The organism is Moorena sp. SIO4G3, from assembly GCF_010692305.1.
Classification (GTDB): Bacteria; Cyanobacteriota; Cyanobacteriia; order Cyanobacteriales; family Coleofasciculaceae; genus Moorena; species Moorena producens_A.
The window spans coordinates 12,899-28,916 of the sequence record NZ_JAAHIG010000082.1 but is presented as its reverse complement, the minus strand read 5'-3'; the positions used below and the strand labels follow the sequence as shown (position 1 = coordinate 28,916).

General features: G+C 42.3%; 13 protein-coding genes. 8 read left to right on the top strand and 5 right to left on the bottom strand.

Annotation, left to right across the window (positions count from 1 at the left end; translation table 11 throughout):
- The first annotated feature begins 92 nt into the window (after positions 1 to 92).
- Together F6J99_RS16670 and F6J99_RS16665 are read left to right on the top strand one after the other, a co-directional pair.
- Positions 93 to 1,412, top strand: a complete 1,320-nt coding sequence (locus tag F6J99_RS16670; RefSeq protein ID WP_293113895.1) for a zinc ribbon domain-containing protein — start codon at positions 93 to 95, stop codon at positions 1,410 to 1,412.
- A 327-nt stretch (positions 1,413 to 1,739) separates the two neighbouring features.
- The gene (locus F6J99_RS16665; protein WP_165691818.1) at positions 1,740 to 1,910 is read left to right on the top strand and encodes a hypothetical protein; all 171 of its coding nucleotides are present in this window, start codon (positions 1,740 to 1,742) and stop codon (positions 1,908 to 1,910) included.
- 136 nt (positions 1,911 to 2,046) lie between these two features.
- Here the strand turns inward: F6J99_RS16665 and F6J99_RS16660 are convergent, their stop codons facing one another.
- Positions 2,047 to 2,469, bottom strand: a complete 423-nt coding sequence (locus tag F6J99_RS16660) for a response regulator transcription factor (protein WP_070391147.1) — start codon at positions 2,467 to 2,469, stop codon at positions 2,047 to 2,049.
- A gap of 221 nt (positions 2,470 to 2,690) precedes the next feature.
- The gene (locus F6J99_RS16655; protein WP_293113894.1) at positions 2,691 to 4,049 is read right to left on the bottom strand and encodes a DUF3370 domain-containing protein; all 1,359 of its coding nucleotides are present in this window, start codon (positions 4,047 to 4,049) and stop codon (positions 2,691 to 2,693) included.
- A gap of 211 nt (positions 4,050 to 4,260) precedes the next feature.
- Here F6J99_RS16655 and F6J99_RS16650 point away from each other — a divergent pair, with 211 nt between their 5' ends.
- Entirely contained in the window at positions 4,261 to 4,632 is a 372-nt protein-coding gene (locus F6J99_RS16650; protein ID WP_293113893.1) for a hypothetical protein, read from the top strand.
- Positions 4,633 to 4,856: 224 nt separating this feature from the next.
- Here F6J99_RS16650 and hpsE read toward each other — a convergent pair whose 3' ends face one another.
- Positions 4,857 to 5,819, bottom strand: a complete 963-nt coding sequence (gene hpsE / locus F6J99_RS16645) for a hormogonium polysaccharide biosynthesis glycosyltransferase HpsE (RefSeq protein WP_293113892.1) — start codon at positions 5,817 to 5,819, stop codon at positions 4,857 to 4,859.
- Positions 5,820 to 6,091: 272 nt separating this feature from the next.
- Positions 6,092 to 7,522, bottom strand: coding sequence for a sugar transferase (locus F6J99_RS16640; protein ID WP_293113891.1), 1,431 nt, complete (start codon positions 7,520 to 7,522; stop codon positions 6,092 to 6,094).
- 956 nt (positions 7,523 to 8,478) lie between these two features.
- On the opposite strand from F6J99_RS16640, the gene gmd reads away from it, so the two are divergent.
- From gmd to F6J99_RS16625, 3 genes are all read left to right on the top strand, one after another.
- The gene (gene gmd, locus F6J99_RS16635) at positions 8,479 to 9,558 is read left to right on the top strand and encodes a GDP-mannose 4,6-dehydratase (protein WP_075896638.1); all 1,080 of its coding nucleotides are present in this window, start codon (positions 8,479 to 8,481) and stop codon (positions 9,556 to 9,558) included.
- Between the two features lie 177 nt (positions 9,559 to 9,735).
- Positions 9,736 to 10,680: a GDP-L-fucose synthase gene (locus F6J99_RS16630; RefSeq protein WP_293057568.1), complete on the top strand. Its 945-nt coding sequence runs from the start codon at positions 9,736 to 9,738 to the stop codon at positions 10,678 to 10,680.
- Between the two features lie 504 nt (positions 10,681 to 11,184).
- Positions 11,185 to 13,386 (top strand): polysaccharide biosynthesis tyrosine autokinase, encoded by a 2,202-nt coding sequence (locus F6J99_RS16625; RefSeq protein WP_293113890.1) that lies wholly within the window; start codon positions 11,185 to 11,187, stop codon positions 13,384 to 13,386.
- Between the two features lie 67 nt (positions 13,387 to 13,453).
- On the opposite strand, the gene F6J99_RS16620 is transcribed toward F6J99_RS16625, so the two are convergent.
- Positions 13,454 to 14,092 carry a DUF1361 domain-containing protein gene (locus F6J99_RS16620; protein ID WP_070391140.1) on the bottom strand — a complete coding sequence of 213 codons (639 nt, stop codon included), beginning with the start codon at positions 14,090 to 14,092 and terminating at the stop codon, positions 13,454 to 13,456.
- Positions 14,093 to 14,385: 293 nt separating this feature from the next.
- Between F6J99_RS16620 and F6J99_RS16615 the strand changes: the two genes are divergently transcribed.
- Positions 14,386 to 15,177 carry an SAM-dependent chlorinase/fluorinase gene (locus F6J99_RS16615; RefSeq protein WP_293113889.1) on the top strand — a complete coding sequence of 264 codons (792 nt, stop codon included), beginning with the start codon at positions 14,386 to 14,388 and terminating at the stop codon, positions 15,175 to 15,177.
- A gap of 36 nt (positions 15,178 to 15,213) precedes the next feature.
- Positions 15,214 to 15,867 (top strand): DUF2301 domain-containing membrane protein, encoded by a 654-nt coding sequence (locus F6J99_RS16610; RefSeq protein WP_075896629.1) that lies wholly within the window; start codon positions 15,214 to 15,216, stop codon positions 15,865 to 15,867.
- Positions 15,868 to 16,018: the final 151 nt, after the last annotated feature.

The following is a 16,018-nucleotide window of genomic DNA, read 5'->3' as shown; positions in this document are numbered from 1 at the left end:
AGCACGTCACAAGATGACTGCAAGCCGAAAGGTTGAAGGAGAACCTAGGAGCCGTATGAGGTGAAAGCTTCACGTACGGCTTTGGAGCGGAGGTGCATCGGGTAATACCGGACATCGACCGTAATAAGAAAGCCTACCCAGAAGTTAGAAGTTTTAGGACTCCTGAATCTCTGGGACTCCCCTCAAAACTGGCGGAATGGACTGTTAGCGATGTAGCTAAAGCCATAACAGCCCAACAAGCTGCTTGTATTGAAGCTGTAGTAAAAAAAATCTATCGAAGATTCTCTGGGAAAGAGAACCAGAACAAGCGGAAAGAGTATGCCACGCAACTTAAGACTTTAGCTTTTCTAGAAAATACTCTCCTTCATAGACTCGTCAGGAAAGAGTTCCAAAGAGGGCATTCTTGGATTAAGAATCAGATAGTTTACCAACAAGGAGGGTATAAATGTAAAAGACTTTCGCGGAATACCTACCAGTTAGAATTAGCTGGATTAAGGAGAGGAAAGAGGAACAGGATAGTTGTCAGGTCTAATCGAAAAATAAAAGGACAAATCAGGCTAATCTATAACCAACTCCTGCCAAGATTTGAAGTTCATTTTCTGGTAGATCATGGAACCGTAGGAATTACATCTGAACGTCGGAGTGTCGGGGTAGATAAAGGGTACACGGAGGCTTTCTATGATTCAGAAGGTCAGGCTCACGGGAAAGGACTAGGAAAAGTAACCACCAAGAAGTCTGATCGTATATGTAGAAAGAACCGAAATAGAGGGAAGCTTTGGGCACTTCACAGAAAGTTAGAAAAAATCGACCCAGCTAAGTCAGCTCGAATACTTGAAAATAACCTAACCAGAAAAACAGAAAACCGCCGTTACAGACAGGATCAATCAGAACTAACGGCTATGATAGGGGCGGCATCTAAGTCTCTCTTTAATGGGGAGTCTTTAAAGGTGTTTGCAGAAGATTTAACACGACCAATACGAAATAAACGCCAGTCATTTGCCGTATCCCGCAAATTAAACAGTTGGATGAAAGGAATAATGCGGGACTCTTTGCAAAAGTGGGCTAATTGGACTGGATCGGTCGTTACAGAAGTTCAGCCTAGCTACACGTCGCAAATTGACTCGAGGAATGGAACCCTTCTTGGGAAAAGGACTGGGGACAATTTTACCGGTTTTGATGGGGTCGTGTTGCAGGCTGACCATAATGCTGCCAAGAATATCCTTGCTCGCGGTACTGACAAGGAGATAACCCGGTATATGAGTAGAGCCGAGGTGCAGGCAGTGTTATTGCGTCGTACCGCGCGTTACTTGGGAGGTATGGGACTGAGTTTAATTGATGCGGTTGAGCTTGGATGGCTTGACCTTAAGCATAGTAAAACTCAGGCTTTCAAGCAACTCCTCAAAGGGATTTGAGGAACGCCTAGACAGACGGGTGGAAGGTTTGACTCCAATTACTGCATGACCACCCCTCCCTCAGGCAACAATAAATTGCACCTTGACCGTATTATCCGGTTTTGTACCGATTAATGACGGTTTAAGAGTATCCCCTATCCCCCATCTTCCCATCATTACATCAACCCAATACTCTGATTACTGGCTTGACCGATATTCCCGACTCCAGGCAAGTAAGAACGAATTAATAATTGCACCAAGTCTTTCTCTTAAATACCTTATTCCCCCTTTTTATGATAAAATCTGATCGTTATCATAAAATTATTGTAGATAAGAGACAGCCAAAATATGGAGTTGGAAAAAATTAAGGAGCGAATTACCTTAATCACGAGTAAACGGGAATCCTTGTTACGGCTTCTGGAGCAACCCGATTTGGGAACCCTCAGAATTGATGTTAATCAGGCTCTGGAAGAACTCGATGATCTAATCGATGAATTTAAGCGTACTTTCCCCGAATAGAAAGGCTAACTGATTCCTAAAAAAATTGGCGTTGCTGATTAATGGAATAACTGAAGGGAATAAATAATTAGGAAATCAGCTGACTATAACTGCATAATTCCTTAGTTTAGCAGCGCCTTATTTTAGTTTTCGTTTCTCAGCTGATTTTAGCTAGTGGTTGTAGACAGTTAACTTTATCCCTCCCCATTTTCCTAACTAAATTAATTAGATCTGAAGTGGCAACATCTTTCCTACAGAAGATGTCAACGGGAGCAGTTTGGCTCATCACCTCAATTTGGGGGTCTTCTACTGAAGAGTACGCAATAATTTTAGTGTCTGGCTCTAGACTTTTGATCCGGGTGGCTGCACTGAGACCATCCATCATAGGCATTTGTAGATCAAGTACTATAACATCCGGGCGATGGCACTCTACCATATCAATGGCTTCTTTCCCGTTACTAGCAAGAGCAACTATCTCAATATTCTCCTGAGCAGAAAATGCTAACTGAAGGCTATATCGAGTTAATTCATGGTCGTCAACTACAAGAACTCGCAAGGCAGGATGCTCACAGGAAAACATAGGAAGACACTGATCATTGTTTGACTTTTTCAGTCTAGTAAGTTAGAGTATAACATTTTATCTACCTATCGAAATAATCAACTGATCATTTCATGAATTTATTACATTGACTACAATATCAATTTACATTGATACATATAACCTGATGTGACATACTCCCCACCTTGCCATCCTCACAGGGCTAGGTTTTTTACATTTGGGTTGAGACTTATGCAAGAGGTCTATTGATGATGTGTCCGAACCGTTAAAACTTGGGGGGGTGTCGAGTCTGGTGGATAGAGAAAATCAACTTGCACCAGCCGCTGGTCAAGGGGTGGCATCTCCAACCTAACTAGGGTATACCCCTGCTCACCACGCCGTTGTACCAAATGCACATAGCGCGTCCGAGGTAAACCTTGATCATCCTTATAGCTCAATTGCACTGTCCCTCGGAAAAATATTTGCTTAGCTGGTGCCTTTAAAAACCTTAATCCTCCCTGGATTTGATCTTGTTTAATTGGTGTCTCAATAGCCAGGGTGACCGTTTGAGTATCCCGGGTGGGATTAATCAGTGGCAAGGTCAGGCTGTATTGCACCCCATAGTTACCATGGGCAAAATAGGCGGTATCTGGATAACGGACTAACATCGGCGCACTCTGAATTTGACCAGTACCTAACCTGCCGTGATGGAGGGTACTCAGTCCGTAGGAAAAGGCTTTTCCCGGTTGCGGAATAGTTAGAGATTGAGCAGTAGGATTATCCACCAACTGAGCTTGCCATCTAGAGCCTCGGGCTACTCCTGCCACTCGACCGTAGATAATTGAACCAGTAGTAGCAATCGGATCAGTCGGGGCGCGATCGCGTGGTCCAGCTAACTCCCCTTGCTCTAATAAATCCTGCCATTGAGCTATAGTAGGAGAGCGTTCATTGCCATTACTATCTAAAGGTGCATACTGAGCAAGACTAGCGGCGTATACTTTTCCATCACTGTATAACCGCATCAACGTTGAGCGACCATTAATCGGTGGTGTCAAGGTTCGCACTGGAATTGGCAGATTCAGCAACATGCGGCTTTGCTGAGCCTGAATCACCAATTGGGCAGGAAATCCGTCTTGCCTACCTCCACGGAGAATATCACTCATCACTCGGCTACCAGGCCCAGCATAAACTCTACCGGAAGAATTATCTACTTGGGAGGGTAATTCGATAAATGGTGCATCAGGCTGACTCAGGTAACTAGCTGCCTCAATAATATCTACTGTTACTGGTTCTTTGCCCGGATTGTGGAGGATAATCCCTAGATAGAGGGTGCGCAAATCATCTAGGGTGGCTGCTTTGGCAACATGGTGGGCAAAGATATCAAAGCGCCCCTGAAATGGAAAGTTTAAGTGAGCCCCTGGGTTGGCTTTGTCAAAAGGGGGAAATGTGGACAGTAAAATTCCTTCAGTCTGTACTAGTTCGGGACTGTTGCTGTTAAATACGGGTACATTATCTAGTTTTCCTGGTAGAGGGCGTATTTCTTGGAGTTGCACGATTTCTACTTGAGGTGTTGGTGCTGGAGTGGCTTGAGCCAGGGTGAAATTTAGTAAAAATGGCAGCATGGATAATGGGGTTTTAATTAAACCAAAAGTGGTTAAACCACAAAGACGTGAACAGGCCAAGATTTTGATAAAGGTGCCATCTGCGTTCGTTCAGAAACTCTGTTAGTTACAGGTGTTTAGTTACAGGTGTTGGCTAGCTGGGAATTCTGAGTTTTAGTGATGCCAGCTGGGATTTTCCAGTATGGCATGGGAAAACATTGAATCTATAACTATGACTTTTCTTTACCACCAAGTTTCCCTTGCCGAACTTTCCACCAAGGCACGTTCTGATCGCACACGCTGGCAGTCAGGAACTGAATTACCTATGGTTACCTATGGGGAAGTGTCTCTTGGTTTTATTGTCCCTCTCGAAATTCTAACTGCTTTGCCCACTGAAGCGGTGGCTGGAATGCCCCTAAAAGAACTACAGCGTTGGCTGTTTAGAAATCGGCAAGGATGGCTGGAAGGGATTATGGATGCTTTGACTCTCACTTACAAGAAACAGGAGGTACTGGGGTTGCTCCACCCTCGCTACTCAGATCAGTTATCAAAGATAGATCGGCTTAAAGAGCGTGAGTATTTCAAGAAAATCCCACCTCAGTAGCAAAACGCGTTCGCTTTTAGCGTGGCCTACGGCCAATCGCGTAGCGTGACCTACAGCCAATCGCGTAGCTGCGACAGCCGCGAGAATCGCATTTTTAGGTGTTGCCTATTTGCGGTATAATATCACAATTTATGATCAATTTATGACAAATTTATGACTTCCCTCTCCCAGTTTATTCCCCCTGTTAAACCTTTTCAACTAGTTCAAATAACTAGTTATTTGAACTAGTTATCATACTCAGCAAAATACCCATGTTTACGGAGGTAAAAAGGACTCCATAGACTACTCATAAACAACTCCATTTGGCAAGCTGCAATTAAATCCGACTGGATAGAACCACCGTGCTTGAGCCAGTGAAAGGTAATTTTGCGCAAATCGTTGCTCATGTAAGCCAGAGTAGCCAATGGTCTTAGCCAAGGTTTTACACTCAACATCCGGGTCACATGACGACTTAAACCAATGCCACGGAAAAACGGAATTAAATACTCACGTCTCAGACGCCAGCTAGGAATTTTGTGCTCAATTTCCATAGCAGGATTGTACCAGATTTCCCAGCCCTTAGCTTGGATACGAGACAACATCTCTAAATCTTCCCCAGTTAACATACTGCTCTTAGTGCGCCCAGTCAAAATAGGCCGAGAGGGCATACTCTCTAACCAAGCTTGTTTTCGCACAACCAACCCAGCTGAAGGTGGTAGTAATTTTTTGTGAGGTTCATAAAGTAATGGCTCACAACCACGTTCAGTGATTGCTAGAAATGGCGCAAGTTTATCAAAATTTGGTGGAGGAGTGACTTCAAAAACACCATGGATTTGACTACCATAAGCACCAGAAGTAGGGTGAGATTTGCCAAAGGCGTAAGCAGAAGCTATCCAAGACATTGATGGAATCGTGTCATCGTCTAGGAAACCCACTAGTTCACCTGTAGCTTCCTGAATGGCACGGCATCTGGCATAAGCTGCCCCTTGTTTCGGTTCAAAACAATACCTCAACGGATATTGCGTTGGCCAATTGGCTTGATAAGCCTCAACAAGCTTAGCAGTGCCGTCAGTACTGTTGTTGTCAATAACAATAACTTCCCAGCTCAGTTGGTCTTGCTGGCAACAGTCTCGGAGTCGATCTAAGACTTCTGGTAAACGCTTATGACCGTTGTATGTCGGGATGGCAACAGTTAACTCAATCACCATATTTTTTTTTCCACTGTAGAAAAATAACCCTAACTAATTATTGAGAATATTCCCAAGTGTTGACCAACATTATCTCTCTCTGAGGACATAAATTGTTATTGGTTTAGAAAATTTAACCGATACTTTAGTACTTTAGGTGCGACCCGTGGCGAATTTAATTCTTAATCCGGAAAGCGCACCTCAAGCGGTAAGCTTACGCACTAGGCGAGCCCATGCTACCCTTTCCCCACTCCTGACTCCTGGACAAAGTTGGTTATATCCAACTCAGGTTACTAGTAAGCGCCTTTTTTTTGGAAAAGCACTATGGCAGTTTTTAATAAAATCTTCAAATCTAGCCACAGTGACCAATTTTCCATGTACAAAGTATCTAGACGTACCACTTCTTCAAAAGACGTAATATCGGAACGACCGGACACTTGCCAAAGTCCGGTTATTCCCGGTAAAACTGCATGACGTATAAAGTGGTGTTCAGAGAATTTATTGACATCTCTGATTGGCAAGGGCCTAGGACCAACTAAACTCATTTCTCCACAGAGAACGTTAAGTAATTGGGGAAGTTCATCTAAGCTATAGCGGCGGATAATTTTTCCTACTTTAGTAATCCGTGGATCATCCTTTATCTTAAAGAGAACACCATCTTTCATTTCATTACGAGCTTCTAGCTCTTTGAGACGTTGATCAGCATCCACAAACATACTGCGAAATTTCCAAGTCTTAAATCGTTTATTATGTAAGCCAACTCTTTCCTGTTTGTAAAATATCGGTCCTGGGGAATCAAGCTTGATTAAAACGGAAATACTGATAAACAGTGGCAAAAGCACAATTATTCCTAAGACAGAAAGCACAAAATCCAAACATCTTTTTGCCAAAAAGTCAATACCAGTAATTAGAGGGGGAGAAAACCCTATGGTAGGCACACCACCTATACTAGACATCTCCACATTTTGGTAAATAGGTCCTAAGTCTGTACACAAAATTCGCAAGGTGATACCTGCGTTTCTGAGACTCCAGTAAAAGAACATATAATCTTCTACCTTGTTCCAAGAGCAAACAAATACTTCGGCTACGTCTAGAGCACGAATTTCTTTAATAAAATCGGATAGGTTCGATTGATATAATAAATTAATATCGAAGAATTTAATAACGCCATAACAATCTTCGTTTTCCAGTATTTGAATTGCTTTTTGTTGTTGATATGGTGAACCTATGATCAGGGTTGGATAGCGAAGTAAGCCTTTTTTACGAAGCCGTCTCAGAAGAAAATCTATTCCTAAGCGTCCGATGCAGACAAGAGCGAGGCTTAATAGCCATAACAAACTATCAATTAGTTGAATCACAAATTGATCGGGTTGATACAGGCAAGCAATAACGAGTAGACTAATCTGGGCAACAGTGATTGTCTGGGCTAGAGCTAAGTAGTCACGGCGTTTGTTACCAGAATTATAAAGGTCTTGTAAAGCAATCAATAAAATTTCCCAGGGTATGACTATATAAACTAGTATTGCTTGATTGACTATTCCCCAATCATTATTTATATACTTACTAAAAGTAACCGCAATTAACCATGCCATCAATAGCATGAATAGATCAGTGAAAACTAATGTAACGATGCGAAGCCATACAGCATAGGTATTGCGACGAAGTTTTGCAAAAATAGGATCACGTATATCAAATCTATAGGTTTCAGTTAAAGGCAGTCCCATCCTAGACAACTCCATTGATTAATATCCGATTAAAACCAAATTATTAGACCTAATAATCAAGGGTATTTCAGGCTAAAATTTTGGAGAGGATACTTATCAAATAATGCAATTATTTAAAGTTTAAATAAAAAATAAAAATCTAATATTTAGAATTGTATAAATTCTAAATATATTTAATAATTGAATATGCAATTGTTTTAATTGTATTCAGAGGATTTTGGCTATAAAACTATTTACTATAAAGCGAGCAAAAAAAAATCAACGGCCATCAGCTTATTTATACATAAAAATTATGCCATAACAGGATGATTTTGAAAAACTGGTATACTTCCTATATAAATATATAGCCGTACACTTAATTTTGTTTGATGCTTGACTAAACCAGTGTTTCCAAAGTCGCCCTCATCCTAAAGCATGGGGCTAAACAACCTAATTAACCTGCCCATACTCATAAAATTTGAGAACTTATCCCCTGCGAAATTATGATAATTTTGTAAAGTTTTTAACCTTCAATACACCCTCTGATGTGGTATGCTTATTACTGATCTCTAGGCAATAATACTGCCTTAGTGGCGACGCATTTATTAAACTAGTATGCTCCAGATTATGGAAAAAAAATTCCATAAAAAAACTATTTCAAAAATAAAAAAAACCTCCTTAGAGTTTAAACTAAAAAAAAATAATAGCAACTTTTTAGCCCAAAAATTAATTTACGTCAACACGATTTTAGTCTTTCAATAATTATATTAATCTAGAATTTTAAACTTTCTGTGGAGAATATGTGAAATTTTTACTGAGAGTTTATTTACGGTAAATTCACTACAGCCACAAATAAATTTTTGAGTTAACGTGGTGATGATTAACTCCCATGCAAACTGGGAAGTTTGCATGGGAGATTTTCTCGGGAAGCAATATCTACCAAAATTGCCCACATTACGTTACAGGAAAAGTAAAGAATGACGGAACCAAAAAGAGCGCTAATCACTGGAATTACAGGTCAAGACGGTTCCTACTTGAGTGAGTTGTTGCTAGAAAAGGGCTATGAGGTTCACGGTATTATCCGAAGGACCTCCACCTTCAACACAGATCGCATTGACCACATCTATGTAGACCCCCACAATGAAAACGCACGGTTCTTCTTACACTACGGTGACTTGACTGATGGTGTGACCCTACGCCGGATCTTAGAGGCGGTTAAGCCATCGGAAATTTATAACTTAGGGGCTCAATCCCATGTTCGGGTCAGTTTTGACTCCCCAGAATATACCGTTGACTCGGTGGGAATGGGTACTCTCCGACTCTTGGAGGCGATTCGGGACTATCGTCAGCGCACCGGTATCGACGTGCGTTTCTATCAAGCTGGTTCTTCTGAGATGTTTGGGAAGGTACAGGATATACCCCAAAAGGAAACTACTCCATTTTATCCCCGCTCTCCCTATGCCTGTGCTAAGGTGTATGCTCACTGGCAAACTATAAACTATCGTGAATCCTACGGCATGTTTGCCTGCAATGGTATACTGTTTAACCACGAGTCACCCCGTCGAGGGGAAACCTTTGTAACCCGCAAGATTACCCGAGCAATTGCCCGAATTGTCGGAGGTCAGCAGAAAAAACTCTACCTGGGTAATCTTGATTCTAAGCGAGACTGGGGTTACGCGAAGGACTATGTCAAGGCCATGTGGCTGATGCTCCAGCAAGACAAACCAGATGACTATGTGGTAGCGACTGGTGAAACCCACTCAGTTAAGGAATTTTTAGAGATTGCCTTCAAATATGTCAATCTCGATTGGAATAATTATGTCGAGTTTGACGAGCGTTATTTGCGTCCTGCCGAAGTAGATATACTAATTGGTGACCCCACCAAGGCAAAGAAGACACTAGGTTGGGAGCCATCTGTAACCTTTGAGCAGTTGGTAGGTTTAATGGTAGAAGCGGATTTACAAGCCTTGGGTCTGTCACTCCCTAATGGCAAAAGTACTCAACCGTTGAATGATCAAGCCTATATCCGTCAAGGTGTAGCTACGATGGTTGACTAATCCGTTAGTCTATGACTGACTGTGAAGGTAGCATCGCTAGTGCAAGGCAATACATCAGCAACCACAAATCCGGATCAATAGGATTTGTGTTGAATAATGACTCAGTATATTCCTGCTTGCATTGCGATGCACCAGACGGTGATAGTTCTCCAAAAGCTAGGCAAGGATGACAAATAAATGGAAAGTTTAGATCTTAGTAATAAGAGGATTCTAGTTACTGGTGGGGCTGGATTTCTAGGACGTCAGGTAGTGGATCAGTTGTGTAAAGCTGGAGCGGATGCACAGAAGATTACTATTCCGCGATCGCGTGATTATGACCTGCGTTCTTTAGAGAACTGTCAAAGAGCTGTGGATCAGCAGGATATCATCATTCATCTTGCTGCTCATGTTGGTGGCATTGGTCTTAATCGAGAAAAGCCAGCTGAGCTATTCTATGACAATTTAATGATGGGTACTCAGCTAATTCATGCCGCCTATGAAGCCGGTGTGGAAAAATTTGTCTGTGTTGGTACCATCTGTGCCTATCCCAAATTCACACCAGTACCCTTTAAAGAGGATAACCTCTGGGATGGTTATCCGGAAGAAACCAATGCCCCTTATGGGGTTGCTAAGAAAGCTCTTTTAGTCCAGCTACAAGCCTATCGGCAACAGTACGGATTCAATGGCATCTACCTGTTACCGGTGAACTTGTATGGTCCGGAAGATAATTTCGACCCCAGCAGTTCCCACGTAATCCCTGCCCTAATTCGTAAAGTCTATGAAGCCCAACAAAAGGGAGAAATGAAATTGCCTGCCTGGGGTGATGGCAGTCCTACCCGTGAGTTTCTCTACTCAACCGATGCAGCACGGGGTATTGTGATGGCTACCACGGATTACAATCAGCCAGAGCCAGTTAATTTGGGTACAGGCTATGAAATCTCAATTCGCGATTTAGTTGAGTTGATTTGCGAATTGATGGAATTTAAGGGAGAAATTGTCTGGGAAACTGATAAACCCAATGGTCAGCCTCGCCGTTGTCTGGATATTGAACGAGCCAAGGAGGAGTTTAACTTCACTGCTCAGATGGAGTTTAAGCAGGGGTTGAAGAATACTATCGACTGGTATCGACAACACGCTAGCTAAATCTACCCAAACTCATTGTCGGTAGGGGCGAAGTATTTGTACCTGGATATGTAGCTTAAACAGTAGCTCTAAGAGTGCCAGTTTGTATACAAATGCTTCGCCCTCTAAGGGAAAAGCCAGACAGACTTGACTAGAAGAGTAATCAAAAGACGATTTATATCATGTCTGGAAGCATTAACAGTGTAAGGTTTGGTGTGTAAGGTTTGGTAATTAGTAATGGGCAACGGAGACTTGTGATTACTCCCAAACCATTACCCATTACCGAAAACAATGGAAAATTAACACTAAAAAAAAGCTAGACACCATAGGATTTTTTTGTGTTTTATTTTTTTTATAATTTAATCAAATTCAAGTAACCAATAGCATCATAATTCATTATAATTAATAGAGCATCTATCTATAGATATATTGAGAAAATCAATACCTAGCTTCTGACGGTGAAAAAAGGGTAAGCAATCTACTAAATTTTTGTCAGTGAGTATTAAACTTTTTTCATGAAAAATTATGGAAGCTATAGATTATTCAGAAGAAATAGATTTTCATAAATACTGGCTAGTTTTCAAACGGCGTTTTTTGCCAGCAAGCCTAGCATTTGGTGGTGTTTTCGGTCTGGCCGCATGGTATGTTTTCTCTCAAAAAACTGTTTATTTAGCAGCAGCTCAACTGTTGTTAAAGACAGATAATTCTTCTTCTCTGACCGGGGTTGATAATCCAACTGGCACGATTGATAATGTTGCTCGTCAGAGCGACCCCTTATCTACGGAAGTAGAAATTATTCTTTCCAGACCAATTATAGAAAAAACAATCCAAGCTCTTAACCTCAGGGATGAAAACGGTGAATTTATATCTCCTGAGTTCATTTTAAAAGAACTGAGTGTCAAACCAATTCCGGGGACAGATATCCTCACCATTTCCTATGAATCCTATGATCCTACTTGGGCAGAAAGGATCGTTAACACACTGATTAAGGTTTACATAGAGAATGATATCCAAACTAACCGAGCGGAAGCTGTCGCCGCTCGTGACTTTATTGAGAAACAACTTCCAAAAGTTGAAGCTACTGTCAGCCAAGCAGAAGCGGATTTGCGTAGATTCAAAGAAGCTAATAAAATATTAGACCTGCAACAAGAAGCTAGCATTGCAGTCGGGTCGATTGCCAAATTAGACGACGAAATTTCTCAACTTCAGGCTCAGTTAGCACAGATAAATGCTGAGTCTGAGGGCTTGCGCAATAAGATTGGTCTGGATACACAGCAAGCTGTGGCAGCTACGTCTTTAAGGCAGTCTACTGGGGTCCAGGAGGCACTGACACAACTCCAAGGGGTACAAGCTCAGTTAGCACTGGAGCGCACCCGCTTCAACGATGAATACCCGACAGTGGCTCAGTTGGCTCTTCAGGAAGCCGCACTATTAAAATTACTACAAGAGCGAATAGCCCAGGTTATTGGTAGCCAACAACCAGCGCCACCGGTTAAGAGTTTGTTAGAGTTTGGACCAATCCAGCAACAACTGACTGCAGAATTGGTTCAGTCCGAGGTACAGCGTTTAGGACTGACTAGCCAACTAGGTGTTCTGAGGAATACTCAGTCATCTTACAAAGAGCGCTCTAGAGTCCTACCGAAACTAGAGCAGAATCAGCGGGAACTGGAGCGACGGGTAGCTGCTGCACAAGCAACTTACCAAATTTTGTTAAGCAAACTACAAGAAACCAGAGTTGCGGAAAATCAAAATGTCGGTAATGCCCGTGTTATTTCAGAGGCGATCGTTCCTGAACAGCCGATTCCGATCCCCATTAACCTGATCCTGGCAGGGGGAGCTTTTGCTGGTATGTTAGTTGCGATCGCTACGGCTTTCTTGATCGACCTCTTAGACAGATCGGTTCATACTCTCAAAGAATTAAAAGATTTGTTCAGATATACCTTGTTAGGGGTTATTCCAGATTACGGCAAGCTGGTCAGTACGAGCTACTTTGCTGGATCGTCTCAACAGAATGTTTTTCCCATTTTTCCAAGAGATTTGCCCCGCTCTGTCGTCGGTGAAGCCTATCAAATTCTGCAAGCCAATCTGAAGTTTATCAGTTCTGATCGACCACTGCAATCGATTGTAGTAACCAGTTCTGTTCCTAAGGAAGGCAAGTCCCATGTCTGTGCTAATTTAGCTGCAGCTATGGCTCAAGTAGGACGCCGGGTGTTACTAATCGATGCTGATCTGCGTTATCCATCTCAACATCATCTGTGGGAACTAACTAACTCCTTAGGTTTAAGTAATATTCTCGTGGGTGATGCTCAATTTCATCAGGCTAAACGGGAAGTAATGACTGGTCTTGATGTTCTGATGGCTGGGGTAATTCCTCCAAATCCTGTGGCTCTTCTAGACTCTCAGAAGATGGCTTTACTGATGCAGAAGTTCTCACGAGAGTATGACTGTGTTATCTTAGATACTCCAGCATTAGCTGGTATGGCTGATGCGCCAATTTTGGGCAAAATGGCTGATGGCATTTTACTGGTAGCCCGACCTGAAAAAATCGATTCTGCCAGTGCTAATGCGGCTATGGAAATTCTCAACAGCTCAGGTCAAAATGTTCTGGGGTTAGTTACCAATGGTGTAATCTTCAAAAACGAACCTGACGGCTATATCTACCGCAACAGGGAAAACTATACTACGCCAGATTTCAGTCCAGAAAAGGCTGAATGTAATCAGCCATAAAACTTTGGAAGTTGTGAATCTGTTATCCAAGAATCTGTTATCCAAGAATCTGTTATCCAGGAATCTGTTATCCAGAAGCTGCGCTGCCAGAACGTTGGTGGCGCATTCTGATCATAATTCCTAAGGTTATTTGCTTCATCATCCAGTAAAATACAGTCAGCACCACGAATGTTACGGCCATTACTAGTAGTGGACCTTTAGAGGTTAAATCATCAATCATGCCCTTGACTAAGCTATTGGGTTGAGCAACCAAGTCCCAGCTGTTGAAGCGTTGAAATCGTCCTAGATAAATACCAAAGGCGCACAGACCATGAGTAATTAACTCAGCTGAGACGATCAACTTTCCTAACCTTCGCCGCTGCAAATACTCACCTAGGTTAATCACAGATAGAACGTAAGCTTCAAAACCGGTTAGGATAACTAGCAGATGTTGGGGAATAACAACTAGAGTAATTGTCCATACTGAGTAATTGCGGCGAATGGCTTGAATTAGATGAATTACATCGGTGAGCAGATAGGGCGCATTGGGCAAAAATAGGATAAAAACTGCTAAACCTATCCACCATAATCCGGAGTGTAATCCAGATTTACTGCGGAATAGCCAAAAACTTAGAGCTAATGGTATTGATGCTAGAAACAAATTCCAAGCCATCCAGCCATTGTGGCTATGCCAAGCTTTCCATACCTCTGTCAGTAATGTGTCCATAGACATGATTAGTGAACCTTTGCTCTAGGGTAGATTAGCTTTCTTAAGTGGTTTTAATATGCTAACTCATCCGTTCAGACTTGAGCTTTCACCTTGAGCTTTCATAGGTCATACTTCATACTTCAGCCTTAAGAAGCGGTTGACGGTTGACGGTTGAAAGTTGAAAGTTTAATGTTTAATGTTTAAGGTTTAATGTTGGAAGCCCTTGAAGCTCATAACAATTCTGCCTCATTACCCATTACCGATTACCCAAGAAGGGATATGATCATCAGTCAACTGGATTTGAGATAACCATGCCTGACAATCGGATTATTACTCTCCTGAGTGATTTTGGCTTACAAGATGTTTATGTGGGTGTGATGAAGGGTGTCATTGCCCAAGTGAACCCAACTTTGACTATAGTAGACCTGACTCACCAAATCCCCCCTCAAAACCTAGCCGCTGCTCGGTTTAATTTGATCAATGCTTATCCCTACTTTCCAGCTGGGACAGTTCATGTGGCGGTGGTTGATCCAGGAGTCGGCAGTCACCGAAGAGCGATCGCTATCCAACTTTCACAGGGTTTCTTGGTTGGTCCAGATAATGGGCTATTCAGTGGAGTTTTGGAGCAATACCCAGCCATGGCAGCAGTTGAGCTAAGCAACTCAGCCTACTGGCGCACTAGAAATCCTAGCACTACGTTTCATGGTCGAGATATCTTTGCTAGTGTTGGAGCTCACTTGGCTAGTGGCTTAGCAATCGAAAGCTTGGGAGAGGTAATTGACCCAAACACTTTGGTAACGCTAGATATACCAACAAAAACACTAACCGATGATGGGATTATTGGTTCTATCCAATATGTTGACCATTTTGGCAATTTAATCACCAATATCCCAGGGGGTGAGGTTGATGGCAAAACTTGGTCGGTTAAGATAAGCGATCGCATTATCCCCCATAGTCAAACCTACAGCAATTGCCCACTTGGAGAGATCGTTGCCCTAATTGGTAGCCATGGTTGGGTAGAAATCGCTGTTAACGGTGGGAGTGCTAAGTCTCAATTAGAGCTGGATTGGGGAGATAAAGTGGAATTAAGCATTAAAAATTAGAATATTAATTAGTACAGAGTTCCTTTCCAGGATATTATGACCACATCACTACAACCGTCTGAACCGGTAGTTTACCAAGGTCAGTTTGGCGAATTTACCATTACCGAAAGCGATCGCATTGGCGTAGTTATCTACCGCGCTGGCTTAGTGGTAGCAGCCTTGAGCTTTGCGATCGCGAGTAATTTAATTCTATTGCGGGGAGCTAGCCCAAGTATTTTAAATGTGCTGACTCCTCTTTATGGCTTATTCTGCCTTGCCCTAGGGGTTAGCTTAGTCACCATTCATATTTATCTAGCTCCCCTGCACCGCCTACTACAAATCTTTTGGGGCATCGGTTGCATTTCCTCCATTGTACTGGCCTTTTCCAGCAATGAGCCCCTTGCTCTATACATTTATAACCATCCTATTTCTCTATTCGGAATTGGTTTTACCTTTGCAGCGTTAACCGGAATTTATTTCAAGGAAGCATTTTGCTTTAATCGCTTGGAAACTAAATTCCTAACTCCCCTAGTCCCTATGCTGCTACTAGGACATATCGTTGGATTTTGGTCTACAGATTGGGAGATGATTCTGTTAGGACTCTGGGCGGTTTTGTTTATGGTGTTTGCCCTGCGTAAAGTATTGCAACCGATTCCACCTGATATTGGTGATAAGTCGGTTTTTGAGTATCTCAAAAAGAAGCCTGTGTAAGCTATTAGCTATCAGTTATCAGTTATCAGCTATCAGTTATCAGCTATCAGTTATCAGCTATCAGTTATCAGCCAAAGGTCTGTGCTCAGGCTACTAATCGGTGCTTTTGCATCAAATAAGCTGACCACTGACCGCTGACTGCTGAATGCTT